Here is a 26,226-nt window from a genome sequence, read left to right as displayed (position 1 = left end):
GAAACCCCCCCAAAAAACCCCAAAATGGTAAGACCAAGGAGAGACGGTAAGGTCGGGTAAGGAATCACCCGAGGCCGTCAAATAAGATCGGCGCAGTATACCTTTCCACCTCAATGTTATCCACAAGAAAGACCGTATCTGTTGAAAAAATAGCGTAAAAAGATCCACACAATCAACGATTTGGATAAGAATTAAACAGCTGCAATGTAATTCCAGTAAAAGTTATACACAGAATACTGTGGATATCTTGGGGTCAATCAGTGGGCATCCAGAGATACCCCTGATGACTCAACGACTTCTTTAGTTGGCGTAAAAAATTACAGCGGACTCATACCGCTAGAAAAAGAATTTCCCTGTTCAGCGCGTTGCTTTCACCGCTGGCTTTCTATACAATCCGCGGCCTTCGCAGCGCGTAGCTCCGTCTGCACCGGCTTTGTGCCGGACCGGAGTCCAGGCCGCGGCCGGGAAAGGTCCCGAGAAATTTTGAACACAAAGTCTCAGGTAGCAAGACTATGAAACGCACATTTCAACCAAGCAACTTGAAGCGCAAGCGCACTCACGGTTTCCGCGCTCGCATGGCAACCAAAAACGGCCGTAAGATTCTGGCCCGCCGTCGCGCTAAAGGCCGCAAAGTACTGTCTGCATAAGATCTCTTCCCTTTTAGAGATATCTCTTTATGCAGCAGGTGCGCAGCAGCTTCGGATTTGCCAAGACGCTGCGCCTGCTCAATGCGGCGCAGTATCGCTTGGTATTCAATGAAAACCAGGTGCGCGCCGCACACCCTCATCTGTTGATCCTCGCTCGTCCCAACTCTTTGGAACACCCGCGTCTCGGTCTCGTTATTGCCAAGAAGCATGTACGCAACGCCTCCGACCGCAATCAAATCAAGCGTATAACCCGGGAAACCTTCCGCCTGCAGCAATATGATTTGCCGCCGCTGGATGCCGTGGTTCTGGCGCGCCCTGGGGTCGCAGATCTGGATAAGGCCGAGTTGGCGAAAGTACTGAATAAACTCTGGCGTAAACTGGCCAAGCGGGCTCGACAGCCGCAACCCCGATCATGAAGTGGATACTGATCAAGCTGATCCATGTATACCGCTACCTGGCCAGCCCTTGGGTAGGCAACCAATGTCGCTTCTACCCCACTTGCTCCCGGTACTCTGAAGAGGCCATTGAAACCCATGGAGCGATAAAAGGGGGTTATTTAACTCTGCGCCGCCTTATAAAATGCCACCCCTGGCACCCTGGTGGATTGGACCCGGTTCCCCCTACCAGACACAAGAACACGCTCTAGGTATTAAGATGGATTGGCAACGCTATACGCTGCTCGGCGGAATTCTCGCGGTTCTCCTGGCACTTATCTTCCAGTGGAATGCATTTCAAGAGCAACACACTCCTGAACTCGACCGCGAAACCGTCGTACAGACTGGCGGCGAGACTGTCAGCCAAATACCCAGCGAAACACCCGCGAGCACCGGCGACAGTGATGTTCCCCAACTTCGCACCCAGGTGCCCGCTTCCGATGAAGGCAGCAGTACTGAGAACAAGCTGATCAGTGTTACCACCGATGTTTTTGATCTGCTCATCAATCCTCGCGGCGGCGATATCGTCAAAGTGGCACTGCGCAACTATCAAGAGAAGTTGGATACCCCGGACCAACCCCTGATCCTGTTGAACCAGACCCGCAACCATACCTATATTGCCCAGAGCGGCCTTATCGGTAGAAACGGAACCGACAGCGCCGCTGGCCGCCCAGTTTTCAAGGTGGCAAAAACTGAATATGCGATGGTTGAGGGCGACGATACTCTGATAGTAGACCTGACTCTGCAACAGGACGGCGCCAATATCACCAAGCGCTTCACCTTCAATCGTGGAGACTACCTGATCCAAGTGGCCTACCTGGTGGATAACACCAGCGACAAGCCCTGGTCTGCGGCCATGTTTGGTCAGATTAAGCGCGACGCCAGTGAACCCGTAACCGACACCGGTTTCGGCATGTCGCCTTTCCTAGGCGCTGCCATCCGCACCAACGAAAAGAACTACTTCAAGCAGGATTTCGAGGAAATCGCTGAAAGCCCCACCCGCGAAACTATCGAAGGTGGCTGGGTAGCTATGGTTCAGCACTACTTTATCAGTGCCTGGGTTCCCCCCCAAGACGAGCGCAATACCTTTGAATTAAAAGAGCTTTCCAACGGCCTCTTCCGCATGGGCTTTACCGCACCTCAAGTGCAAATCCCCGCTGCCACCCAAGGCGAGCTGAGCGCTTCTTTCTACGCTGGCCCGAAAGATGTCTACCGTCTGGAAGAAATCTCCCCCGGCCTCGACCTGACCGTCGATTACGGCTGGCTCTGGTGGATCGCAAAACCACTGTTCGGTGTCCTGCACTTTATCCAGGAACATATTGTCAGCAACTGGGGCTGGGCGATCATCCTGCTCACCGTATTTATCAAAACGCTGCTTCTACCTCTGTCCGCCGCTGGCACCAAGTCCATGGCGCGTATGCGCAAGTTTGCGCCGCAGATGAAAAAGCTGCAGGAGCAGTACAAGGATAACCGGCAAAAGCTGGCGGAAGAGACGATGAAACTCTACCGCCGCGAAAAGATCAATCCGATGGGTGGCTGTCTGCCGATCCTGTTGCAGATGCCGGTATTTATCGCGCTCTACTGGATGCTTACCGAAACCGTTGAGCTGCGCCACGCGCCCTGGATCTTCTGGATTCACGATCTATCGGCGAAGGACCCCTACTTTATCCTGCCGGTATTGATGGGCCTGTCTATGTGGTTTATGCAAAAGCTGAACCCGGCACCCACCGACCCAACCCAAGCCCGCATCATGCAGCTGATGCCGGTGATGATGACAGTGTTCTTCCTGTGGTTCCCAGCGGGTCTGGTTCTGTACTGGATCGCCAACAACCTGATTACCATTGCGCAAACCTGGTATATCAATAAACAGGTGGATGCCGGTAAGTACTAACCAGTACCGATCTGCAGCAACACAATAAACAAGGGCCGCAAATGCGGCCCTTTTCCGTTCTGTCGAGTAAACTCAGCCGATGACACAAGAAAGCCTCAATCGCGACACTATTGCCGCTGTTGCCACCGCGCCCGGGCGCGGCGGTATCGGCGTTATCCGACTGTCGGGCACAAGAGCCCTGCAAATTGCCCAACAAGTCTGCGGGGAGAAATCCCTCCAACCCCGCTCTGCCCACTACCGGAACTTTACCCACAAAGAGCAGTTAATCGACCAGGGATTGGCGCTCTTTTTCCCCGGTCCCAACTCCTTTACCGGGGAGGATGTGGTGGAGCTCCAGGGACACGGCGGTCCGGTAATTCTCGATCAGTTACTTCAAGCCGCTATAGAGTTGGGCGCTCGACAAGCCCGGCCCGGAGAATTCTCCGAGCGGGCTTTCCTCAACGACAAAATGGATTTAACTCAGGCCGAAGCAATCGCCGATTTAATCGACGCCGGCAGTGCCCAGGCAGCGCGAAATGCCATGCGTTCACTGCAGGGCGCGTTTTCCGAGAAAATCGAAGACCTGGTGGAAAACCTTACCCACCTGCGTATCTACGTGGAGGCCGCCATTGATTTCCCCGAAGAGGAAATCGACTTCCTCGCCGATGGCAAAGTGGCAGCCGATATAGAGACCCTACTGGCACAAATGGTGGGTGTGGAAACCCAGGCGCGTCAGGGCGCGATAATGCGCGAGGGAATGCGAGTTGCTATCGCAGGCCGCCCCAATGCGGGGAAATCCAGCCTTCTCAACACACTGGCCGGACACGACGCCGCTATTGTCACCGATATCGCCGGTACCACTCGGGATATCCTGCGTGAACATATTCATATCGACGGTATGCCCCTCCAGTTTGCCGATACTGCGGGATTAAGAGATGCCCCGGATAGAGTTGAGCAAATTGGTATCGAACGCGCCTGGGAGGAAATCCACGGCGCAGACCGGGTACTACTTGTCATGGATGCAGAGCAGCTCCACTCCCTGGACCCCACACAAGTTTGGCCAGAATTTACCAGTCAGCTGAAAGATCTCAACAAACTGACCTTGGTACTGAATAAGATTGACCTCACCGACTACAGCGCTGGATTTCAGGCACATACTGAAGGCGTGCCTGTGATTGCCATCAGTGCAAAAACAGGTGCCGGACTCGATGCGTTAAAAGAGCATTTAAAACAGAGTATTGGTTTCAGCGGTGCTGGAGAGGGAACATTCAGTGCCAGGCGTCGGCACCTGGACGCACTTGGCCGGGCACAAGCTTTTATACATCAGGGCCAGCGGCAACTTCACACTAGCGGTGCAGGCGAACTGCTCGCCGAAGACTTGCGCCAGGCCCAGCAGTCTCTGGGGGAAATTACTGGCACCGTCAGTGCCGACGAATTACTCGGCAAAATCTTCGGCAGTTTTTGTATCGGTAAGTAAACTCCCCAGCCCAACTTCCAAGTTATCCCAAGGGGGAGGCAATTTTATCCTCCCTCGCTTCTCTCCTTCCAGCTTCCCAACATATTTCTCACTTCTTTTACACAGGCTTAACCCCGACTTTCAGGTCCGGTAAATTAAGTCCCCATTTTTTCCCGATCTTATTAAATAGACTCGCGAAAAAATCTGGCAAAAAGCTCGGCAAAATAAGATATGGCGTCGATAGAGTTATACATGTCCACGGGGATTTCCCGTGGATATCTTTTCAATTGCTTCAATCACCTATAAATCACATAGATTCAGCAACGAAATTCACAGACTTATACAATATTCATCCTTACACACAATTAACCCCCAAGTCTTATTACCTTCTACACACAAGCTAAAACCTGAAATTGCCAGGTGTGAGTAAAAAAGGGGATAAACACCTGCGTAAGCAACGAACGTTATGATGATAACTTTCCCGCCAGCGCTAGGCGCGCAAAGTTGTCCCTGCTTTCCACAATTGTCTACCGGGGTTGCCCCCCCTTCAGCCAAGGGGTTATTGCCCATGTTTTCATCAACGCAACCTGTTGATTTATATGCCTTTTTTTCGCTTATACATGATTTGCCGGGCACTAATAAAAATAACTAAATCAAAAACCTCTCTCTAAGAAATACATTTATTCATTTATATAAACTTAAGAGAGTCCAAAAAAATGATTTCCTCTGAGGCTAGCTCAAGAAGGTTTCTTTAGAGAAAGAGCCCGATCTGCATGGGACTGGATAGTCTCCGTTTTTACAGCTTTTCAAGCCTCTACCAACTAGAGTGCAGGAATATGCTTGTAGCCAATTGCTGACTCACACCTACTGCCTATAAAATGTGCGCCCCCAGTTGTAACCAGTAGCAGCCACTATGGAATTCCCTAAGACCTATGATGTGATCGTGATCGGCGGAGGCCACGCAGGTACCGAAGCCTCACTGGCAGCGGCACGTATGGGAGCTTCCACTCTGCTGCTGACCCACAATATCGAGACGCTTGGGCAAATGTCCTGCAACCCAGCGATCGGCGGTATCGGCAAGAGTCATCTGGTGAAGGAGGTCGATGCCCTCGGTGGCGCTATGGCAACGGCAACAGACCTGGGCGGAATTCAGTTCCGGGTCCTCAATGCCCGCAAAGGCCCCGCAGTAAGGGCAACTCGGGCCCAGGCCGATAGAGCCCTGTATCGCGCTGCGATCCGCTCCATTCTGGAGGGGCAGGAAAATCTGGAGATCTTCCAGCAAGCGGCGGATGATCTGATTGTCGAAGGTGAACGGGTTGTTGGCGTTGTCACCAATGCCGGAGTGTGCTTTCGCGCCAAGACCGTAGTGCTGACCGCCGGGACTTTCCTCGGTGGGCGTATCCATATTGGCCTGGATAACCATGCCGGCGGCCGCGCGGGAGATCCGCCCTCGATTGCCCTGGCGGATCGTCTGCGCGAGTTGCCTTTCCGCGTCGACCGTCTGAAAACCGGTACCCCTCCCCGTATTGATGCCCGCTCAGTAGATTTCAGTGAGCTGGAGGAACAGTGGGGAGATAGCCCCACACCGGTGATGTCTTATTTGGGTAGCCGCGATCAACACCCGCGCCAGGTCTGCTGCTGGATTACCCACACCAATGCCCGCACCCACGAAATTATCCAGGGCGGGCTCGACCGCTCGCCCATGTACTCCGGCGTGATTGAGGGGATTGGCCCGCGCTACTGTCCTTCCATCGAGGACAAGGTGCACCGTTTTGCGGACAAAGATAGCCACCAGGTGTTTATCGAGCCGGAAGGGCTGACTACCAACGAGCTGTACCCCAATGGTATTTCCACCAGTCTGCCCTTCGACGTACAGATTGAGCTGGTGCACTCCATCAAAGGCTTTGAAAAGGCACATATCACTCGCCCTGGCTATGCGATTGAGTACGATTTCTTTGACCCGCGCGACCTATTGCCGTCCCTGCAAACCAAATTTATCCAGGGGCTCTACTTTGCCGGCCAGATCAATGGCACCACCGGCTACGAAGAAGCGGCCGCCCAGGGACTTCTGGCTGGCGCCAACGCCGCCCTGCAGGCTCAAGAGCGCGAAGCCTGGTCCCCGCGCCGGGATGAAGCCTACCTGGGCGTGCTTGTGGATGATTTGATCACCAGTGGCACCAAAGAGCCCTACCGAATGTTTACCAGCCGTGCAGAATATCGCTTGCTGCTCCGTGAGGACAATGCTGACCTGCGCCTGACCGAAAAAGGTCGCGAATTGGGCCTGGTCGACGATACCCGCTGGGCAGCGTTCAGTGAAAAGCGCGAGGCGATCGCTCGGGAAACCCAGCGACTACAAGATACCTGGGTGCACCCAAAGACGCCCCAGGCCGCCTCTGTAGAAACCAAATTGCCGCAGCCATTGGCGCGGGAATACAGCCTGATGGACCTGCTGCGCCGTCCGGAACTGGGCTATCAGGATGTGGCGGGCCTCAAAGGGGAAGCGGTAACCGACGAGCAGGTTGCCGAACAGGTTGAAATTTCGGCCAAGTACGCCGGCTATATCGATCGCCAGCGCGAGGAAATTGAGCGCTTGCAGGCCTACGAAGATACCCCGATCCCAGCGGACTTCGACTACAGCGATATTTCTGGTCTGTCCAATGAGGTTAAGCAAAAGCTGGGAGAGACCCGCCCGGATACCCTGGCGCGGGCCTCGCGGATACCGGGTGTGACGCCCGCATCCATATCCCTGCTGCTGATTCAGTTGAAAAAGCGCGGGCTGCTGAAGCGTAAAAAAGCGGTATAAATCGGTTTTCCACAGGGTATCCCGCGAGGCCCTGCGGGGTTTGAGTTTCGCGGGACTACTGGGGGATAGACCCATTTCTCACTCAATGGAACAGTTTCGTCCGCGCCTGTTAGAGGCGGCGGCACAGATGTCGGTGGTACTCAGTGACCGGCAGCAGGATCAGCTACTGGAATACCTAGCGCTTTTTGCCCGCTGGAACAGTGCCTACAACCTGTCCGCCATACGCGACCCAGAGCAGATGCTGGAGCGCCATATTATCGACAGCCTCAGTGTGGTAAATCTCTGTGGCGAAGGCTCTTTAATTGATGTGGGTAGCGGTGGCGGCCTGCCTGGAATTCCCCTGGCAATTGTGCATCCGGAGCGCGCCATCACCCTGCTCGACAGCAATGGCAAGAAGACCCGCTTCCTGTTCCAAGTGGCCAGCACCCTGCCCCTGCCCAATATCACGGTAGTCAATGAGCGGGTAGAAGCCTTTGTGCCAGAACAGCCTTTTGCCGGTGTGGTGTCCCGCGCCTTTGCCTCCATCGAAGATATGGTCAATGGCAGTGAGCACATGTTGGCACCCAAGGGTCGTTTTTATGCCATGAAGGGCAAGCTGCCTGAGGATGAGTTGAGCGCTCTGCCAAAAGGCATTAAGGTCGAGCAGGTGCACCGGTTGTCGGTGCCCGGCTGCGACGGTGAGCGACATATGATTCAGCTCTGTCGCACAGAATAAGATGATAGTTTGGCGGGTTTGTCGCCCGCCCAATCCTGCTCCCCTGTCGTGGGGCACAACAGCCGCCGCCCGAAGCCGAGCCGGCGTCGGGGCAAACGCACCCGGAAACAACAAAGGACAAGAATCTTGAGCAAGATATTTGCTGTGGCCAACCAGAAAGGCGGGGTTGGCAAGACCACTACCTGCGTCAATCTGGCCGCATCTTTGGTTGCCAACAAGCGGCGCGTATTGCTGATCGACCTGGACCCCCAGGGCAATGCCACCATGGGCAGTGGTGTGGATAAAAGTGACCTGGAGGTGTCCGGTTACGATGTGCTGGCCGCTGAATTACCCGTTGAGCAGGCCATTGTATCCACAGAGAGCGGTTTTGATTTGATCCCGGGCAACGGTGATCTGTCTGCGGCAGAGGTGGAGTTGCTGAATCTGGAGGGGCGCGAATCCCGCCTGCGCCGCGCCCTGGCTGCGGTGAGTAATCGTTACGACTACGTGATTATCGACTGTCCGCCATCGTTGAATATGCTGACGGTAAACGCCCTCTGTGCAGCTCACGGCGTATTGATTCCCATGCAGTGTGAATACTATGCCCTGGAGGGGTTATCAGCACTGGTGGATACCATCACCCAGATCCAGCAGGCCGCCAATCCGGACCTGAAAATCGAGGGCATCTTGCGCACCATGTACGATCCGCGCAACAGCCTCACCAGCGAAGTGTCGGCGCAGTTGCAGGAGTTTTTCGGCGATCGCCTGTATCGAACCTGTATCCCGCGCAATGTCCGTTTGGCAGAGGCTCCCAGCTTCGGCAAGCCGGCGCTGGATTACGACCGCCACTCGAAAGGGGCTATTGCCTACCTGGCACTGGCTTGCGAAATCAATCGCCGCCATCCCGCCAATCAATCTTCCAATAAGAAAAGCCGCCCTGTGGCGGAAGCCGTATAAGGGGTAATTACTATGGCCGCCAAACGCAAAGGACTGGGCCGGGGTTTATCCCACCTGATCAGCAATAAAAACAGCACCGCGATCGCCGAGGCTACCGGTGAAGCTGAAACAGAAACCGCCGTGGTCGACGGTGAGTTGAAGGAGTTGCCGATAGAGTTTTTGCAGCGCGGCCGCTACCAGCCACGCCGGGATTTTCCACAGGAATCCTTGCAAGAGCTGGCGGACTCGATACGCGCCCAGGGCATTATGCAGCCTATCGTCGTGCGCGGTATCGGTGAACAGAGTTATGAAATCATCGCCGGTGAGCGGCGCTGGCGCGCAGCCCAATTGGCGGGACTGGAGAAAGTGCCGGCACTGGTGCGCAGCGTTTCCGATGAAGCTGCCATCGCTATGGCGCTGATTGAAAATATCCAGCGCGAAGACCTGAATCCGATAGAGGAAGCTGTAGCTCTCAAGCGTCTGCAGGATGAGTTCAAGCTGACCCAGCAGGAAGTGGCCGATGCAGTGGGTAAATCCCGTACTGCAGTAACCAACCTGCTGCGACTGTTAAGCCTCAGTGAAGAAGTGCGGACTTTCCTGGAGCGTGGCGATCTGGAGTTGGGGCACGCCAAAGCCCTGCTCGGCCTATCCGGTGCCACCCAGCGCTCCGCTGCGCGCCAGGTGGTCGAGCGCAGCTTTACCGTGCGCCAGACAGAGGCGCTGGTGCGCCGTTTACAGCAGCCGGCTGCCCCTGCACCGGAAAAACCGAAGCCCGACCCCAATATCCGCCGCCTTACTGAGCGCCTGGCAGAAAAAGTCGGAGTGCCCGTGTCTATCGATCACAACGATAAAGGCAACGGCCGTCTGGTACTCAAATACACCACTCTGGAAGAGCTGGATGGAATCCTCGCCCACCTGGGTTACGCCGAGGACTAAGGCCACAGGGAAATGCGCGTCCTAGTGGCGCGCGCAATAACTGTTGGCAAATACTCACTGCGGCGAGTAATTCCGTGCAAAACCTCCTGAAAATCAAATAAGTTGACGACATTTGCCGGTTGAATCGGCGATGCTGTTGCCGCATAATTCGCACGCCCAAATTTTGGGCGGACAGCGTAAAAAAGTCGGCTTATCCCGTCTATGACAAAACCCCCGGTATTACGAATAGCCGCGGTACAGCTTTTGCTGGTATCGGTGGCCAGTGCGGTACTGCACTTGAGTGGCAAACCGGTGACGGCGCTTTCCGTATTTATTGGTGGTGCCCTATGTGCACTGCCTGGAGCATATTTTGGCAGGCGCGCCTTTCGCGACAGCGGCGCGCGCGCGGCCCCTCGTGTGGTAGGCAACTTCTACCGCGCGGAAACCGGCAAATTTATATTGACCATGGCTGGTTTTGCAGCGGTGTTTGCCACCGTCAAACCACTCAATGCCGCGGCGCTTTTTATCAGCTACGCCCTCTGTGTAATCGTGCAGTGGATTTTGGTAGCGCGCATGGTCCGCTAGCCGGGACAAAAAAAGAATTCTTACTTTTACGATTGTTGAGGAATTATGGCAGGCGAAGCTCAAACCGCGACGGAATATATCCAACACCACCTGCAAAACATGACCTACGGCAAGCTGCCGGCCGGGTACACCCGCGCCGATGGCACTGTGCTGAATGAGTCTACCTGGACTATGGCACATTCCTCTCAGGAAGCCACGGATATGGGCTTTTGGGCCGTGCACGTGGACACTCTGGGCTGGGCTATCGGGCTGGGTCTTGTTTTCTGTTTTCTGTTCGCTCGCGCAGCGAAGAAAGCCAGTGTGGACAGACCCTCCGGCTTCCAGAGCTTTGTGGAGCTGGTGACGGAGTTTATCGACAAGCTGGTTAAGGAGAGCTTTCCACACCGCAACAGTATGGTGGCCCCCATGGCTCTCACCATCTTTGTGTGGGTATTCCTGATGAACCTGATGGACCTGGTACCCGTGGATTGGCTGCCGCAATTGGCTGCGAAAATCTCCGGTAACGAGCATATCTTCTTTAAAGTCGTGCCCACGACTGACCCCAATGCCACCCTGGGCATGGCGCTGGCGGTATTCGTTTTGATGATCTTTTTCAGTATCCGTGAAAAAGGCGCACTCGGATTTATCAAAGAGCTGACCTTGCACCCATTCCATACCGGCAAGTGGTTCTTCGATGTCCTGCTGATCCCGGTGAACTTCATACTGGAAGCCGTTTCTTTGGTCGCCAAGCCGATTTCTCTGGGGCTGCGTCTGTTCGGAAACCTCTACGCCGGTGAAATGATCTTTATCCTGATCGCAATTGTCTTTGGTGTTGGTGTTCTCGGCTTTATCGGTGCGGGCCTCCTGCACATGGGCTGGGCCATTTTCCACGTACTGGTAATTACCCTGCAGGCGTTCGTATTTATGGTATTGAGCACCGTGTACATGGCGATGGCGCACCATCGCGACGATGAGCACGAGCACGATCAATAAGTTTTTAACCCTTTTTTCGACCTTTACAACAACTCTTTAACTTTGATTTGGAGAACACAATGGAAGCATTAGGTCTGGTTTACATCGCAAGTGCACTGCTGATCGGTCTGGGCGCCCTGGGCACCGCTATCGGTTTCGGTACTCTGGGTGGCAAGCTGCTGGAAGGTTCCGCTCGTCAGCCTGAACAGGCTCCGGCTCTGCAGGGCAAAATGTTCCTGATGGCTGGTCTGCTTGACGCGGTTCCGATGATCGGTGTTGGTATCGCTATGTACCTGATCTTCGCCGTAGCTCCTGGTCTGGTTTAATTACGCCGTTCCAATTGCCCTTAACCCTATTTAAAGAGCAAGAGGTGTCGGAGTGAATATCAACCTGACTCTAATCGGCCAGTCGATTACTTTCCTGTTTTTCGTCTGGTTTTGCTGGAAGTTTGTTTGGCCGCCGCTTTTGGGCGTGATGAAAGAACGTGAGCAGAAGATCGCAGATGGTCTCGCTGACGCTGAACACGCGCAGAAAGATCTGGAACTGGCCAAGCGCAAAGCTGCCGAGCAGTTGAAGGAAGCCAAAGATCAGGCTAACGAGATTATCGATGGTGCCAACAAGCGCGCCAACCAGATTCTCGATGAAGCCAAGCAAGCGGCTCAGTCTGAAGGCGATCGCCTGAAAGCTGCGGCCAAAGCTGAGATCGACCAGGAAGTGAATCGCGCTAAAGAGCAACTGCGCAGCCGTGTGGCAGACCTGTCTGTCCTGGGTGCGGAGAAGATTCTCGCGGTCAATATCGACGCTAAGGCGCACGACGACCTGATCGATAAACTGGCAGCCGAGCTGTAAGCGAGGAACCCCATGGCGGAACTCAGCACACTGGCCCGGCCCTACGCTAAAGCTGCATTCTCTTATGCGCAGGAAGCCTCCCACTTAGGTGGTTGGAGCACTGCGCTGAGCACTGCGGCAGCGGTCAGCCAGAACGAAAAAGTGCGTGAGCTGCTGGATAATCCCCAGCTCACCAGTGAAGAGCGCGCAGATAAATTCCTGTCGATCTGTTCAGACGAACTCGGCGAGCACGGAAGGAACTTCATCCGGTTGCTGGCGGAAAACAACCGCCTGCAGCTGCTGCCGGAAATTTCCGAACTGTTCGAAGAGCTGAAAGCGCAAGCGGAAGCCACCCTCGAGGTGGAAGTTGTTTCCGCGCACGCCTTGAGCGATGCACAGGCGCAAGCACTGGGCCAAAAGCTCAGCGCGAAGTTTGAACGCGAAATACATCTGCACAGCTCGGTGGACGAGAGCCTGCTGGGCGGCGCGATCATCCGCGCCGGTGATACAGTCATCGACGGTACCGTACGCGGCCGTCTGGCCAAGCTCGCCGAGGCGATGAACTCCTAAATTACTCTCCCCGTTGGCGTTAGCCGGCGGGGACTTGAGGAACAGAGCATGCAGCAACTGAATCCCTCTGAGATCAGTGAAATCATCAAGAGCCGCATCGAAAATCTCGATGTGAGCACTGAAGCCCAAAATGAGGGCACCATTGTTTCCGTATCCGACGGCATCATCCGCATCCACGGCCTGGCCGATGTGATGTACGGCGAGATGATCGAGTTCGAAGGCGGCGTTTACGGTATGGCGCTGAACCTGGAGCGCGACTCCGTTGGTGCTGTAATCCTGGGCGACTACAAGGCGCTGGCTGAAGGCCAGAAGTGCCGTTGCACCGGCCGTATCCTGGAAACCCCCGTTGGTCCGGAACTGCTCGGCCGCGTTGTAGATGCGCTGGGTAACCCGATCGACGGCAAGGGCCCGCTGAACAACAAGCTGACCGACGCGGTAGAAAAAGTAGCGCCTGGCGTTATTGCCCGTCAGTCCGTTGACCAGCCTGTACAAACCGGTTTGAAAGCGGTTGATACCATGATCCCGATTGGCCGTGGCCAGCGTGAGCTGATCATCGGTGACCGTCAGATTGGTAAGACTGCTGTGGCGATCGACGCCATCATCAACCAGAAAGGCACCGGCGTTAAGTGTGTCTACGTTGCCGTGGGCCAGAAGCAGTCCTCTATTGCCAACGTAGTGCGCAAGCTCGAAGAGCACGGCGCTATGGATCACACCATCGTAGTAGCCGCTGGCGCCGCCGATCCGGCAGCGATGCAGTTCCTGGCTCCCTACGTGGGCTGTACCATGGGTGAGTACTTCCGCGACCGCGGTGAAGACGCCCTGATCGTATACGATGACCTGACCAAGCAGGCTTGGGCCTACCGTCAGATCTCCCTGTTGCTGAAGCGTCCGCCTGGACGTGAAGCCTACCCCGGTGACGTTTTCTACTTGCACTCCCGTCTGCTGGAGCGCGCCGCGCGTGTAAACGCCGACTACGTAGAGAAGTTCACCAACGGTGAAGTGAAAGGAAAGACCGGCTCTCTGACCGCCCTGCCGATCATCGAAACCCAGGCCGGTGACGTATCTGCGTTCGTACCGACCAACGTGATTTCCATTACCGACGGCCAGATCTTCCTCGAGACCGATCTGTTCAACTCCGGTATCCGCCCAGCGATCAACCCGGGTATCTCGGTATCCCGTGTAGGTGGTGCAGCGCAGACCAAGGTGATCAAGAAGCTGTCCGGTGGTATCCGTACCGCTCTGGCTCAGTACCGCGAACTGGCGGCATTCTCCCAGTTTGCCTCTGACCTGGATGAAGCTACCAAAGCCCAGCTGGATCACGGTGAGCGCGTAACCGAGCTGATGAAGCAGAAACAGTACTCTCCGCTGTCTATCGCGGACATGGCTGTTTCCGTTTACGCCGCCGACAAGGGTTACCTGAAAGAAGTAGAAGTTGCCAAGGTTCTCGATTTCGAAGCCGCCCTGCTCGCTTATATGAACAGCGAACACGCAGAGCTGATGGAGAAAGTGAACAGCACTGGTAACTACAACGACGAAATCGACGCAGCTTTCAAAGCCGCTATCGAGAAGTTCGTCGCTACTAGCAGCTGGTAAGAACTCCCTGGAGAGCGCGAAAGAGCGGCGTGTCCGCTCTTTCGGAATCTAACTTCCAGCGAACAAGGTAAATCACTATGGCAGGCGGAAAAGAAGTACGCACAAAAATTGCCAGCATCAAGAGCACGCAGAAAATTACTGCCGCAATGGAAATGGTTGCAGCCAGTAAGATGCGCAGGGCTCAGGATCGCATGGCACTGGGGCGTCCCTACGCCCAGCGCATACGCGCAGTGATCGGCCACGTCGCCAACGCTTCGGCCGAGTACCAGCATATTTACCTGCAAGAGCGCGAGGCCAAGCGGGTCGGGTTTATCCTGGTATCCACTGACCGCGGACTCTGTGGTGGCTTGAACGTCAATATGTTCAAAGCCGCTATTCGCGAGATGCAGGCGTGGTCCGAGAAGGGTGTCGACGTCGAAGTCTGCGCGGTAGGTAACAAGGCGGCCAGTTTCTTTAATGCCATCGGCAGCAAGGTTGTCGCAGCGGTGCGCGATCTGGGCGATGCGCCCCAGGCCAACCAGCTGATTGGCTCAGTTAAGGTAATGCTGGACCGTTACGCACAAGGCGATATCGATCGCCTGTTCCTGGTATCCAATGAGTTTATCAACACCATGTCCCAGAAGCCGCAGGTTGAGCAATTGCTGCCGCTGCCGAAGGACGAAGATGAAAAACTCATGCACGAGTGGGACTACCTCTACGAGCCGGATCCGGTTGAATTGCTGGATGGATTGCTGGCTCGCTACATCGAGTCCCAGGTATACCAGGCAGTAGTTGAAAACAAAGCCTGTGAACAGGCAGCGCGTATGATCGCGATGAAGAGCGCCACCGATAACGCCGGTGAGCTGATCGATCAGTTGCAGCTTGTCTACAACAAGGCGCGCCAGGCGGCCATTACCCAGGAACTGTCCGAAATTGTCGGCGGTGCGGCGGCGGTTTAATCCGCTGCCCCTACCAGTAATGGTCAGCCTAGAAAGAATTTAAAGCTGAGGATCCGGAAATGAGTAACGGGCAAATTGTGCAAGTGATCGGAGCGGTCATCGACGTGGAATTCCCACGCGATTCTGTTCCGAATGTATACGACGCACTGGTGGTTGAGGACAAGAACCTCACCATGGAAGTGCAGCAGCAGTTGGGTGACGGCGTGGTACGCGCTATTGCCATGGGTTCATCCGAAGGTATCAGCCGCGGTCTGTCCGTGCGCAATACCGGCGCTCCGGTTTCTGTACCGGTTGGCCTGGAAACCCTCGGTCGCATCATGGACGTGCTCGGCAACCCGATTGACGAGTGTGGCCCTATCGGTGAGAAAGAGCGCTCCTCTATCCACCGCGCTGCACCGACCTACGAAGAGCAGTCCAGCTCTACCGAGCTGCTGGAAACCGGCATTAAGGTAATTGACCTGGTTTGCCCGTTCGCCAAGGGTGGTAAGGTTGGTCTGTTCGGTGGTGCCGGTGTAGGTAAAACCGTAAACATGATGGAACTGATCAACAACATCGCTACCGAGCACTCCGGTCTGTCCGTGTTCGCAGGTGTTGGTGAGCGTACCCGTGAAGGTAACGACTTCTACTACGAGATGGCTGAATCCGGCGTTGTCGACCTGGAAAACAAAGCCAACTCCAAAGTGGCGATGGTTTACGGCCAGATGAATGAGCCGCCCGGCAACCGTCTGCGCGTAGCCCTGACCGGCCTGACCATGGCGGAGAAATTCCGTGATGAAGGCAAAGACGTACTGTTGTTCGTCGACAACATCTACCGCTACACCCTGGCCGGTACCGAAGTATCCGCACTGCTGGGCCGTATGCCTTCTGCGGTAGGTTACCAGCCGACCCTGGCGGAAGAAATGGGCGTTCTGCAGGAGCGTATTACCTCCACCAAGACTGGCTCTATCACCTCTATCCAGGCGGTATACGTACCGGCGGATGACTTGACTGACCCGTCTCCGGCGACCACCTTCGCGCACTTGGACTCCACCGTAGTACTGAGCCGTGATATCGCCGCTAAAGGTATCTACCCGGCTGTTGACCCGCTGGACTCCACCTCTCGTCAGCTGGACCCGCAGGTAATCGGTCAGGAGCACTACGAAGTGGCTCGCGGCGTACAGTCTGTACTGCAGCGCTACAAAGAGCTGAAGGACATCATCGCGATCCTGGGTATGGACGAGCTGTCTGAAGAAGACAAGCAGACCGTAGCCCGCGCCCGTAAGATCGAACGCTTCCTGTCCCAGCCGTTCCACGTTGCGGAAATCTTCACCGGTGCACCAGGTAAATACGTTTCCCTGAAAGAAACCATCCGTGGCTTCCAGGGCATCCTGAACGGTGAATATGACCACATGCCGGAACAGGCCTTCTACATGGTGGGAACCATCGACGAAGCTGTGGAAAAAGCCAACAAAGCCAAGGGCTAATCGAGAGAGGCATATACTATGGCCATGACAGTACATTGTGACATTGTCAGCGCCGAGCAGTCTCTCTTCTCCGGACTGGTAGAGATGGTGATTGTGAGTGGTATCGAGGGTGAGCTGGGTCTCTCCTACGGTCACGCCCAGTTGCTCACCGCTCTGAAAGCCGGTCCGGTGCGCATCATCAAGCCCGGTGGTGAAGAGGAAGTACTGTTCGTCAGCGGTGGCTACGCCGAGGTACAACCTAATATGGTGACTATCCTCGCCGATGTAGCCGAACGTGAGATCGATGAAGACGCCGCGCAGAAGGCCCGCGAAGAAGCGGAACATGCCCTGCACAAGGCACCGTCTGAAGTCGACTACGCGCGCATCTCAGCCCAGCTGGCCGAAGCCGAAGCGCGTCTGCGTACCCTGCAGGCAATCCGCAAGGCGGCCGGTAAGTAAACAGTTTTTACCTTCTCGTAAGGCCTGTTTCCAGGCGACAAAAAAGCAGCTTCGGCTGCTTTTTTTATTTCTCTGGAAAAATTTCCCAAAGCCTATCATCACCCCTACCCTGCACGAACCTTCTAATGACTATAGTTACAAGTGATGGTTGTATGTTTATGGATTGAAGAAGTTTTCAACTATGAAATGGATGTTAACTGTCGCTTATTTACTTTTCACGTTCTCCCATCTGCTAGCTACCCCTAGCGCAGTGGCTATGGCCTCTATTAAAGCCAGTAAAAAACCTACTACAGCTGAAAATCTAGAACCCCCAAAAGCTCTGCTAATTCATGGAAGTATTACTTCAGTTACATATGTGGATCCAGGAAATACTGTGCCTGAACATCTGGTGGAATTTGGCTTCTTTCATTCCGGATGGACAATAGATGAAATTGCTGAGGTGTCTCAATTTACGACTTTTGTTGACGTCTATTACAATGAAATAGATATTATGAGGGCCGCAAGGAGCCATGGATTAAAGGTATGGGTACAATTAGCTCCGATATTTTTTGATGGTTATCCTACCTATAGGAAACGAGCGGATTATTTGGAGCGCTGGGAAATAGCGAAGAAACGGTTGGAGCCATTTAGTGACATTATTATGGCCTTCGATCCACTGGATGAACCGTTTCATCGCTCAAAATTAAGTAATCTAACGCTAAAGCTCTACCTTGAGGAAATTGCTCAATTAGTTAAAGAGAGCTTTCCAAAAGCAAAAAGAGCAATTACATTTATGAATGAAACGGTTAGGAAGTCAAAGTTCAAGAAAATAATTCCTAAAAAATATAATTTATTTGCTGTAAATTACTATGTAGGAGACAATTTTCAACAACAACTGGTAGAAAAGCTAATGATAAAAACATCCCATTTGGATGTTAATTATTACTTAATACCAAGAGCATTCAAGACATCGAATAGAGGCTTCGGTAGTATTTCAGAATCACAATTGATTAGTCAGGCAAGACAGGCTTATGATTTTGCCAGAGCAAACCCCAAGATTATCGCCATTTACCCTTTTGTTTGGGAAAGTATTTTCGGTAATGGTGACTACTACCTTGGGGTTGACAACCTGGATCGAGTACAGGAAGAATATCGAAAAATAGGTCACGCGATATCAAAATCTAGATAAACTATTTTTTTTCGCCCATTATGTAGGTGCTGTGTATAGCCCGATCATCGCCTAGTACTTGAAGTGCAAATAGCTTTTCTTCAAGTGATTTCGCAGACTCCATTCTAAATTTCATTAAATCAGTGGCTTCTAAATCAATAACAATAAAGTCTGCTTCCTTACCTATCTCAAAGTTACCTACTTTATCATCGATATCCAGTGTTTTGGCAGATCCTAAAGTTGCAAGATAGAATGCTTTGAGTGGCGAGAGTGTTTTTACTTTAATATTTGTGCCAGTGGATTTCTGTAGCTGAATTACCTTATAGGCATCACCCATAGTCTCTAACATTGAGAAGCTGGTACCGGCACCTACATCGGTTCCCAGGCCTACGTCTACTTTTGTTTCTTCTGCTCTGGTTAGTGAAAACAAACCGCTTCCCAAAAATAGGTTAGAAGTTGGGCAAAAAGCGAGTGCGCTACCAACCATAGCCATGCTCTTCATTTCTCGATCATCAAGATAGATACCATGAGCAAATATAGAGTGATCGCGATTCAGGCCATACAGATTATAAACATCAAGGTAGCTTTGAGCTTGTGGGAACAGTGATTTAACCCAATTGATTTCATCTTTATTTTCAGAAACATGAGTATGCATATATACATCGGGATATTCATCCAGGAGCTTAGCTGCTTGCATTAGTTGCTTTGGAGTGCTTGTCGGAGCAAATCTGGGAGTAATGGCATAGCCCAGTCGGTCCTTATTATGCCACCTCTCAATCAGATTTTTGCTATCGGTATATGCACTTTCAGGCGTATCTCGCAGGTACTCAGGTGCATTACGATCCATTAAAACTTTACCCGCAATTAACCGCATGTTCTCGCGCTGAGCGACTTCAAAAAGTGCATCTACAGATTCCGGATGAACCGTACCAAATACCAGAGCTGAAGTTGTGCCATTTTTTTGTAATTGCTCAATAAAGAACTCTGCAACTTCTTTTGCATAGTCCTTTTCGGAAAATTTTCTTTCAGTTGGAAAAGTGTATTCTTTAAGCCAATCTAATAATTGCTCACCATGAGATGCGATCATCCCGGTTTGTGGATAGTGAATATGAGAATCTATAAATCCGGGAAGAATTAATTTCCCTCGATAATCTATAATCTTTGTATTTCTGTGATTAGATAAAATTTCTTCAGCTGAAACTATCCCCGCAAATTTTCCATCTTTGACAATTAGCCCACCATCTTTAATATATTGATGGGAGTTATCTGTCTCTGCTGGATCATTAATAAAATGAAGCAGGTCTCCTTGATAAATAGTAGTCTCAGCATAAACAAAGTTACTAAGAGCTGTAAAAAATAAAAATAATTTTACAAGTAAGGGTTTACTATTGAGGTTTGAGGGGAAATGTATGACCACTTGTTCACTCCATTAAAACGATAAGCAAACCTATATATGTAGCACTTGATGATTAATATGACAAGTTTATGCCACTATTTTTCAGATATAGTTAAATATAAAAAAAATTCCAGCTGTTTATTTAGTGAAAATTCACAGGTTAATAAAGTCAACTAAGTTTTTTATTTCGTTTTTTTTACAAAGTTAAAAAATCACCGCTAAACTTTTAGCTGTGTTTAGATTAAGAGCACCAATTGAATGTTTAGAAATCCAGATCATGTAACAGTAGTTGTTACTAATTTAGAGGAAGCTGTTTGTTTTTTTGAGTTGCTGGGATTTGAACTGTTAATCAAAAATTTATTATCTGGAGAAAAAGCATCGCGATATCTTCAAGTCGATAATGTAAAGGCTGATCACTTTACAATGGTTTTAAAGGAGTGTTCACCAAAATTTGAAATACAGTTACTTCATTATCGAAACCCAAAAGTTGAGTCAAATCCATCAATTCAAGACTTATCGAGACCTGGTTATAACCATCTTTGTTTGAAAGTAGATAATCTGAAGGACACATTAGAGTATTTATCGAAACATGGTCTCAAACCAAGGAGTGGCATATTAGAGTATCAAAATAAAAAACTGGCGTTTCTACTGGGACCTGAGAATATTACTGTTGAATTAGCTGAGTGATATCTCGAATTAAATAATAGTTACCCTATAATCCACTTTGACATATAAATCTCTCGCATAGGTTATTAATTCACTCTTAAAATTTAAATCTCAAGTTAACTTCGAGATCTAGGAATGGCTAACGAGATTATATTTTATACTAATCCGCAATCGAGAGGTTGCAGTGTCCGGTTGGAGTTGACCACAACATTCAGTACCTTACCAAACAAAATTACTTGAGTATGGCGAAGAAATTAAATCGCCTAGTTACCTTGCGATAAATCCTATGGGAAAAATTCCCACGCTAATACACAATAATAAGATAGTTACTGAAGCCGCTGTAATATGTGTATATCTGGCAGATGTATTTCCTGATTTCGGTCTATCCCTTAAAAATAGTGAAGAGCGCGCAAACTACTATCGGTGGATGTTCTACTCCGCTGGACCACTGGAATCTGTCATAGTAAATAAAAGCATATTTGGTGAAGAAGCGGCTAAAGAAAACAGCAAATGCTGGGTTATGGAAATTATAAACTTGCCTTAGATGTACTATCTATCGCAATTAAGTCAAACCCTTATATTGCTGGGAAACGTTTTACTATAGATAATCGTGAAGGAGATCAAGAGTATGTTGCTCGGTTATTTCAGCGACAAGCATTCAAACGAGCACAAGAACTTGATGAAACTCTTATAAAAGAAACTAATTCTGTTTAAAGCAATAGTTGCTAGATAAATAATGAAAGGTTAGAGCAGTGAATATCTGACCTTTTACTTCATACTTAAATTTTACCTGGATTAGTTCAGACCAAATCTGACACATTCTCTTGAAAAAGAGGGGTTTACCGGTTTTGATGAAGGTGCCTAAACCTAAAATCAAAACCAAGGATAAACCCCATGATCTATACAAAAGATCGCATCATCAAACAAAAGACTGGAGCAGCACGACTACCAGTTATATATGAGTGTGAACGAAATAGAACACACCAGGGCAAAAGCCAGGCATGGCATCTGTGAGCACTTCCATAAAACCATTCTACAAGAGTTCTATCAGCCTTCATTGCGCCGCAAGATCTATGGGTCAAGAGAAGAATTACAAAAGGATCTGGACGAATGGCTCACATATTACAATAATTACCGTACCCATGAGGGTTAAAAGTGTTGCGACCGCACACCGATCGCAACACCTGGAGATGCAAAAAGGATCTGGAAGGAAAAACCCGTAAACTGAATTTGACCTGAAAGAACACCTTCTGAAAAACTGGTAACTGTCAGAGCAAGCCTGAACCACTACATCTTAGATTTTAATGAGCCTGCATATTACGAACTACTCAGCTATATAGGTCCAATTCAAAGTGCTTATACTCTAGTTAATGCAAGCGTCATTAGAATCGTCAAAAGTGTTTAGAACCCATATATTAGTGATGCAAGGAATAAGATTTTGATCGACCAAGTCATTTCCAGCATTACCCGTCGCATCGTTTCCTACAATAACATTTCCCACCTGGCTAAAGTCCTGCAACAAAATCCCATTCGTTCCATTGTCATTTGCTGTATTGCTCGAAATTAAACTACTATTTGCATCGGCAATTACAACTCCGCTTGCATCGTTTAAACTAATATCATTTAGTAACACTATACTGCTATTCCCGGCAACCCTAACCCCTTGCAGTGTGTTAAAAGTGATTATAGAATTTCTGACCTGATTTCCAATACCTAACATACGCACACCTATCCCATCATTACTATCTGCGGTAGACGACTCAAGTAGGTTGCCGTTACTTACAAGAGCAAACCCTGATGTAAGGTTTTCTAAAGCATTTACATTTTGTATTATATGGCCTCCGATTCCGTCCACGAACACCCCTGTGTCACAATTCTTTATGAAATTTCCTCCAACTGAGTCGTTAATGATCCTGCCCGCACCAAGCACTTTTATTCCTATACCTGATCCATTAGTACAGGTAATGCTGTAACCATTTAAGTCCAAGCTCCCAGCACCCTCAACAGTCACCGCAGGGTTTTCCGTACAAGAAAGAGCGGCAGTTAAAGTACTTGGCGTAGTGATAGTATCTCCACAGCTGACAGCTGATGCCATACCCGATAAAGAAAGACTGACAACTCCTATAGCAGCCAGGAGCAATGCCTTCAAGAGATTAACATTCAAATTTTTCATACTATATTCCTTTCGTTTTGAGTTTATAACGAAGATGGTCAAGCCGTAAACCAAAGAGAGCTTGGCCTAGGCCCGCAAAAGGGCTAAAGGAATTCCAAAAAATTTCAGCAAATCAAGTAGAGCTACAAATGATTATAATATTCAACCATACAACAGGCGCCCTTACAATCATCAACTATTTTGCAAATGGCCCAGGCAATTAGAATGCCTGACATCAAAGAAATTAGGAAGGTAGAATTAAGCATAAGTACATATAGGAAACCTCTGTCCAGGTCATAAAAGATAAAGCACAGTGGCGTGAAAATACGAACCTTCACACACACTATTTTTCACAACGAAAAAAGAGACCCCCAATAAATACTTACATGCCAAACATTCCCACTGTAGTTACATTTCCATCTAGCAAGCAGCGAAATAATGATCAGCTACAAAATATCCAAATTTGGTATATTTTAAGAGTGTAAATGATTCAGTGTAACTACCCATGCCAGTCGGTTATTGGTAAGCAATGAGTCGCTAACCAAACTCGAGCATAAATATTTTTAAAACTGGCTTCCAATTATGCAATGACATTGTTCATTTTTTTGAAACACCTTGTATAGCCAATGAATTACGGTAAGTGGTACACGAGCCGTTGCATTTAATGAAGTATGTAGTTTATGTTACGCTTACTATCAATCTCGTACATTAGGTAACTCCGATAGAACAAAAGTAATTATTTATTTTGCATAAGCTACACAGAAAACCACATTGGTTTTCATTTCATCCAACGTAATGTCAGGAATTTCTTCTCTTGCTCTGGTTTTTATCTCCGGAGTTAGACGTTGCATAATATTATCGTGAGAAGGCTGGAGTTCCCAGGTATCAATATTAAAGTATTTTCGTGTTAGTGAGCGCAATTCATCAATACGAATGCGATTGAGATGGGTATGTAAGTAGTGATCATGCGGTAATTGTTGAAAAATATTAATATGGTTCCAGTCACAAAACTTAAGGTGATCAGGGTTATTCTCATCCAAAACTGATAGGTTATGAGGTGGCATATGATGGCCACTCCAACCATAAAAGTTATGGTGTAAAAATATAATTTTTCCACCCTTTGTCAGCAGCCCAGCAATATCTTCAAATACATCCTCAATTTCTAATAGATGCTCTGTAACGTTATGAAGGCAAACAGTATCAAAGGTTTTTACACCAACTAGGTCTCGTGTGGAACACTGGTGCAAATCAATATCTGGAATTAAATCTATTATATCCTGTCCTGACATTGGCGCATTTACCCATTTCCTAATACGCTTATTACGAACTCGCCTGGAATCCAACACCATAGCAGGATCAACTCCAGTATAACTATTTGCCCCCGCGCAGAGATAACCCATCGCATAGCCACCAAAGCCACAGCCTACATCTAATACATTGCACCCTTGTACATATTTATGTAATTTCTTTGGCCAAGAACAATAACCGAGCTCAACCGCACTGGTAATAAGATCAGAATTAAAATTCTTTAGTGCATGGCGTATATTAGAGCAGTTATGAAAAAATGCGATCTTAGCTTGAAGCTCGTTGTTATCCCAATCTTCCAGAGGTTTAATCTTTTTTAATTGTTTTGCTGCTTTTGATCTGGACAGCCTTGAAAAGGCAGGGTGTGAACGCGAGGTGTCTAATATTTCAATCGCCTCTCTGGCATTTTTTTCAATGCGCATTATTTTGACCTGATCAAATAATTTTAATGCTCGTTTGTGTTCAGGATTATATTTAAGAGCGATTTTTATATCTTTTTCAGCTTGATCGATATCTCCCTTAGCAATATTTAGCATAGTGGAGATAATTCTCATCCCCACATGGTGTGGGTATCTAGATATAAATGTCAGAACATATTTATCACAATTAAGAATTGATCCATTTTTTGATTCGGCATAGCAAAGAAAGTATGTCGCTGGATGGAACGGATTGAGGTTGGATATGGGGCGTAACAACTCTCTTGCCAAGTCTATCTCTCCAGCTAATGCAGCCTGTTTACCTTGTTCAAAACTATCTAGCTGATTGGTTTCTAAAGTAGACATTCAATTTTCCAAGTAATAGTAAACAGGTTTTTTGGCGTGGATATTGACTTGCATGCAGCAATTAGGTGCCATGGCTCTTTATTTACATCAAATATAATAATCTTGCTTATTATTGTGTGCATGCCCGCAACTTACACTGAATATTTATCATCGAATAAATTACTCAAAAATGTGAAGTTAAAGCTATCAGATAATAAATTTACTTTCTCTGTCAAGACTATTTAAGATATAGCTAGCGAAAGTTGGCGCAGATACTAACTTGTATAGTCTGTAAACCATTGGAGCCTGTGTTATAAATTGAATTTTGTAAACTTCACGTTATCCATTAAAGAAGCTCTTGGTTGAAGATAACATCTAATTTTTAAAAATTGATCTGACAGTAATCTGATCAGTAAAATTTATGGGGGGTAATCCTTGAAACTGATAATAGTTGGTGGCGATGGATTTTGTGGATGGCCAACCTCTTTACATCTGAGTAATCTAGGTCATGAGGTAATTATTATTGATGATTTTTCTAGAAGAAAAATTGATATTGAACTCAATGTAGGATCATTAACGCCGATACGTGAGCTAAAAGAACGTATAGACACTTGGTTTGAGTTAACAGGAAAAGATATTCGTTTCGTGGAGATGAATATTTCTCTGGAGTTTAATGATCTAGTAAATCTGATAAGGGAAGAAAAACCTGACACTATCATTCATTTTGGAGAGCAACGCGCTGCTCCATACTCAATGAAAAGCAGTGCAACAAAAAATTATACAATCTATAATAACATTTGTGGTACCCATAATATACTTAATGCGATAGTTGAAACTCATCTGGATATACATTTAGTTCACCTTGGCACAATGGGGGTATATGGCTACGGTCATGAAGAGCCTATCCCAATACCTGAAGGGTATCTGGATGTAAAAATAGAGACAATTGATAATCGTCAAATCTCAGACTCTATTGTCTATCCGCCTAATCCCGGCTCTATTTATCACATGACCAAAACGATGGACTCCCAGATGTTTCAATACTATGCGAAGAATGATGGACTTCGTATAACTGACCTCCACCAGGGTATAGTTTGGGGGACCCAGACCGAACTTACTCGTTTAGATGAGCGCCTGATAAATCGATTTGATTACGATGGAGACTACGGGACAGTCCTGAATAGGTTTCTTATGCAGGCTACTGTAGGTTTTCCGCTTACTGTACATGGGACTGGCGGACAAACTCGTGCATTTATACATATATCTGATACTTGTAAATGTGTGGAGCAGGCTCTGCTTCACCCTCCTGCATCAGGTGAACGTCCTATGATACTAAATCAGATGGCAGAGACACAAACACTCTCGGAGCTGGCTGAGTTAGTTCAATTACTGACAGATTGTGATATTAGTTATCTACCAAATCCAAGAAAAGAAGCAGAGAGAAATGATCTGAATGTAAAAAATGATTTGCTTCGTTCGTTTGGTTGGAAGCCTATTCTAATTAAAGATAGCCTTCTTAAAGAAATCACTGATATAACGATGCAGTATAAGGATAGGGCTGATCACTCTAAAATACCTTGTGTCTCCTATTGGACCAAATCCAATAAATTTGCCGATATACCCTATCGAGAAAAAACTAATGAAGTTGTCGCAACCATTTCTTAATGGGTGACTTCCG

General features: G+C 49.2%; 26 protein-coding genes and 1 pseudogene. 24 read left to right on the top strand and 3 right to left on the bottom strand.

Annotated elements, in window-relative coordinates; translation table 11 throughout:
• The first annotated feature begins 512 nt into the window (after window positions 1-512).
• The 19 genes from rpmH (at window position 513) to BTJ40_RS21990 (ending at window position 18,289) form a co-directional block, all read left to right on the top strand.
• Window positions 513-647 (top strand): 50S ribosomal protein L34, encoded by a 135-nt coding sequence (rpmH, locus tag BTJ40_RS22080; RefSeq protein ID WP_020413885.1) that lies wholly within the window; start codon window positions 513-515, stop codon window positions 645-647.
• A 29-nt stretch (window positions 648-676) separates the two neighbouring features.
• Complete coding sequence (rnpA, locus tag BTJ40_RS22075) at window positions 677-1,063, top strand: ribonuclease P protein component (protein ID WP_108735101.1); 387 nt, start codon at window positions 677-679, stop codon at window positions 1,061-1,063.
• Window positions 1,060-1,293, top strand: a complete 234-nt coding sequence (gene yidD / locus BTJ40_RS22070) for a membrane protein insertion efficiency factor YidD (RefSeq protein ID WP_108735100.1) — start codon at window positions 1,060-1,062, stop codon at window positions 1,291-1,293. Before rnpA ends, yidD begins: the two co-directional genes overlap by 4 nt.
• 8 nt (window positions 1,294-1,301) lie before the next feature.
• Window positions 1,302-2,972, top strand: a complete 1,671-nt coding sequence (gene yidC / locus BTJ40_RS22065; protein WP_192879364.1) for a membrane protein insertase YidC — start codon at window positions 1,302-1,304, stop codon at window positions 2,970-2,972.
• A gap of 79 nt (window positions 2,973-3,051) precedes the next feature.
• Window positions 3,052-4,428 (top strand): tRNA uridine-5-carboxymethylaminomethyl(34) synthesis GTPase MnmE, encoded by a 1,377-nt coding sequence (gene mnmE, locus BTJ40_RS22060; RefSeq protein ID WP_108735098.1) that lies wholly within the window; start codon window positions 3,052-3,054, stop codon window positions 4,426-4,428.
• A gap of 892 nt (window positions 4,429-5,320) precedes the next feature.
• Window positions 5,321-7,210 (top strand): tRNA uridine-5-carboxymethylaminomethyl(34) synthesis enzyme MnmG, encoded by a 1,890-nt coding sequence (gene mnmG, locus BTJ40_RS22055; RefSeq protein ID WP_108735097.1) that lies wholly within the window; start codon window positions 5,321-5,323, stop codon window positions 7,208-7,210.
• An 85-nt stretch (window positions 7,211-7,295) separates the two neighbouring features.
• On the top strand, window positions 7,296-7,925 hold the full coding sequence (gene rsmG, locus BTJ40_RS22050) for a 16S rRNA (guanine(527)-N(7))-methyltransferase RsmG (protein ID WP_108735096.1): 630 nt from the start codon (window positions 7,296-7,298) through the stop codon (window positions 7,923-7,925).
• 126 nt (window positions 7,926-8,051) lie between these two features.
• Complete coding sequence (locus tag BTJ40_RS22045; RefSeq protein ID WP_020413891.1) at window positions 8,052-8,861, top strand: ParA family protein; 810 nt, start codon at window positions 8,052-8,054, stop codon at window positions 8,859-8,861.
• Window positions 8,862-8,873: 12 nt separating this feature from the next.
• The gene (locus BTJ40_RS22040; RefSeq protein ID WP_108735095.1) at window positions 8,874-9,776 is read left to right on the top strand and encodes a ParB/RepB/Spo0J family partition protein; all 903 of its coding nucleotides are present in this window, start codon (window positions 8,874-8,876) and stop codon (window positions 9,774-9,776) included.
• A gap of 201 nt (window positions 9,777-9,977) precedes the next feature.
• The gene (locus BTJ40_RS22035) at window positions 9,978-10,340 is read left to right on the top strand and encodes an ATP synthase subunit I (RefSeq protein WP_108735094.1); all 363 of its coding nucleotides are present in this window, start codon (window positions 9,978-9,980) and stop codon (window positions 10,338-10,340) included.
• A 45-nt stretch (window positions 10,341-10,385) separates the two neighbouring features.
• Window positions 10,386-11,312 carry a F0F1 ATP synthase subunit A gene (atpB, locus tag BTJ40_RS22030; RefSeq protein ID WP_108735093.1) on the top strand — a complete coding sequence of 309 codons (927 nt, stop codon included), beginning with the start codon at window positions 10,386-10,388 and terminating at the stop codon, window positions 11,310-11,312.
• A 59-nt stretch (window positions 11,313-11,371) separates the two neighbouring features.
• Complete coding sequence (gene atpE / locus BTJ40_RS22025; RefSeq protein WP_020413895.1) at window positions 11,372-11,617, top strand: F0F1 ATP synthase subunit C; 246 nt, start codon at window positions 11,372-11,374, stop codon at window positions 11,615-11,617.
• Between the two features lie 52 nt (window positions 11,618-11,669).
• Window positions 11,670-12,140 carry a F0F1 ATP synthase subunit B gene (locus BTJ40_RS22020; protein WP_108735092.1) on the top strand — a complete coding sequence of 157 codons (471 nt, stop codon included), beginning with the start codon at window positions 11,670-11,672 and terminating at the stop codon, window positions 12,138-12,140.
• 12 nt (window positions 12,141-12,152) lie between these two features.
• The gene (locus tag BTJ40_RS22015) at window positions 12,153-12,689 is read left to right on the top strand and encodes a F0F1 ATP synthase subunit delta (RefSeq protein WP_108735091.1); all 537 of its coding nucleotides are present in this window, start codon (window positions 12,153-12,155) and stop codon (window positions 12,687-12,689) included.
• Between the two features lie 48 nt (window positions 12,690-12,737).
• Window positions 12,738-14,282 carry a F0F1 ATP synthase subunit alpha gene (gene atpA, locus BTJ40_RS22010; protein ID WP_108735090.1) on the top strand — a complete coding sequence of 515 codons (1,545 nt, stop codon included), beginning with the start codon at window positions 12,738-12,740 and terminating at the stop codon, window positions 14,280-14,282.
• Between the two features lie 77 nt (window positions 14,283-14,359).
• Window positions 14,360-15,220: a F0F1 ATP synthase subunit gamma gene (gene atpG / locus BTJ40_RS22005; RefSeq protein WP_108735089.1), complete on the top strand. Its 861-nt coding sequence runs from the start codon at window positions 14,360-14,362 to the stop codon at window positions 15,218-15,220.
• Between the two features lie 59 nt (window positions 15,221-15,279).
• Window positions 15,280-16,683, top strand: a complete 1,404-nt coding sequence (atpD, locus tag BTJ40_RS22000) for a F0F1 ATP synthase subunit beta (RefSeq protein WP_108735088.1) — start codon at window positions 15,280-15,282, stop codon at window positions 16,681-16,683.
• 18 nt (window positions 16,684-16,701) lie between these two features.
• Window positions 16,702-17,121, top strand: coding sequence for a F0F1 ATP synthase subunit epsilon (locus BTJ40_RS21995; RefSeq protein WP_108735087.1), 420 nt, complete (start codon window positions 16,702-16,704; stop codon window positions 17,119-17,121).
• A 181-nt stretch (window positions 17,122-17,302) separates the two neighbouring features.
• Window positions 17,303-18,289, top strand: a complete 987-nt coding sequence (locus BTJ40_RS21990) for a hypothetical protein (protein WP_108735086.1) — start codon at window positions 17,303-17,305, stop codon at window positions 18,287-18,289.
• Between the two features lies 1 nt (window position 18,290).
• Here the strand turns inward: BTJ40_RS21990 and guaD are convergent, their stop codons facing one another.
• A complete protein-coding gene (gene guaD / locus BTJ40_RS21985; protein ID WP_202862843.1) occupies window positions 18,291-19,685 on the bottom strand; it encodes a guanine deaminase in 1,395 nt (464 codons plus the stop codon).
• A gap of 237 nt (window positions 19,686-19,922) precedes the next feature.
• Here guaD and BTJ40_RS21980 point away from each other — a divergent pair, with 237 nt between their 5' ends.
• From BTJ40_RS21980 to BTJ40_RS21970, 4 genes and pseudogenes are all read left to right on the top strand, one after another.
• On the top strand, window positions 19,923-20,351 hold the full coding sequence (locus tag BTJ40_RS21980; RefSeq protein WP_108735085.1) for a VOC family protein: 429 nt from the start codon (window positions 19,923-19,925) through the stop codon (window positions 20,349-20,351).
• A 232-nt stretch (window positions 20,352-20,583) separates the two neighbouring features.
• Window positions 20,584-20,874 (top strand): glutathione S-transferase family protein, encoded by a 291-nt coding sequence (locus tag BTJ40_RS23220; RefSeq protein ID WP_202862924.1) that lies wholly within the window; start codon window positions 20,584-20,586, stop codon window positions 20,872-20,874.
• Complete coding sequence (locus tag BTJ40_RS22640; RefSeq protein WP_202862842.1) at window positions 20,841-21,044, top strand: hypothetical protein; 204 nt, start codon at window positions 20,841-20,843, stop codon at window positions 21,042-21,044. The genes BTJ40_RS23220 and BTJ40_RS22640 overlap by 34 nt, the downstream gene beginning before the upstream one ends.
• A 214-nt stretch (window positions 21,045-21,258) precedes the next feature.
• Window positions 21,259-21,558, top strand: a pseudogene (locus tag BTJ40_RS21970) (integrase core domain-containing protein); the annotation flags it as partial.
• A 135-nt stretch (window positions 21,559-21,693) separates the two neighbouring features.
• On the opposite strand, the gene BTJ40_RS21965 reads toward BTJ40_RS21970, so the two are convergent.
• Together BTJ40_RS21965 and BTJ40_RS21960 are read right to left on the bottom strand one after the other, a co-directional pair.
• Window positions 21,694-22,503, bottom strand: coding sequence for a right-handed parallel beta-helix repeat-containing protein (locus BTJ40_RS21965; protein ID WP_108735084.1), 810 nt, complete (start codon window positions 22,501-22,503; stop codon window positions 21,694-21,696).
• Between the two features lie 719 nt (window positions 22,504-23,222).
• Entirely contained in the window at window positions 23,223-24,569 is a 1,347-nt protein-coding gene (locus BTJ40_RS21960) for a methyltransferase (RefSeq protein ID WP_108735083.1), read from the bottom strand.
• A gap of 414 nt (window positions 24,570-24,983) precedes the next feature.
• Here BTJ40_RS21960 and BTJ40_RS21955 point away from each other — a divergent pair, with 414 nt between their 5' ends.
• Window positions 24,984-26,213: an NAD-dependent epimerase/dehydratase family protein gene (locus tag BTJ40_RS21955; RefSeq protein WP_108735082.1), complete on the top strand. Its 1,230-nt coding sequence runs from the start codon at window positions 24,984-24,986 to the stop codon at window positions 26,211-26,213.
• Window positions 26,214-26,226: the final 13 nt, after the last annotated feature.

The organism is Microbulbifer sp. A4B17, assembly GCF_003076275.1.
Taxonomy (GTDB): domain Bacteria; phylum Pseudomonadota; class Gammaproteobacteria; order Pseudomonadales; family Cellvibrionaceae; genus Microbulbifer.
The sequence above is the reverse complement of the archived record's forward strand: the minus strand, read 5'-3'. Positions and strand labels throughout refer to the sequence as shown.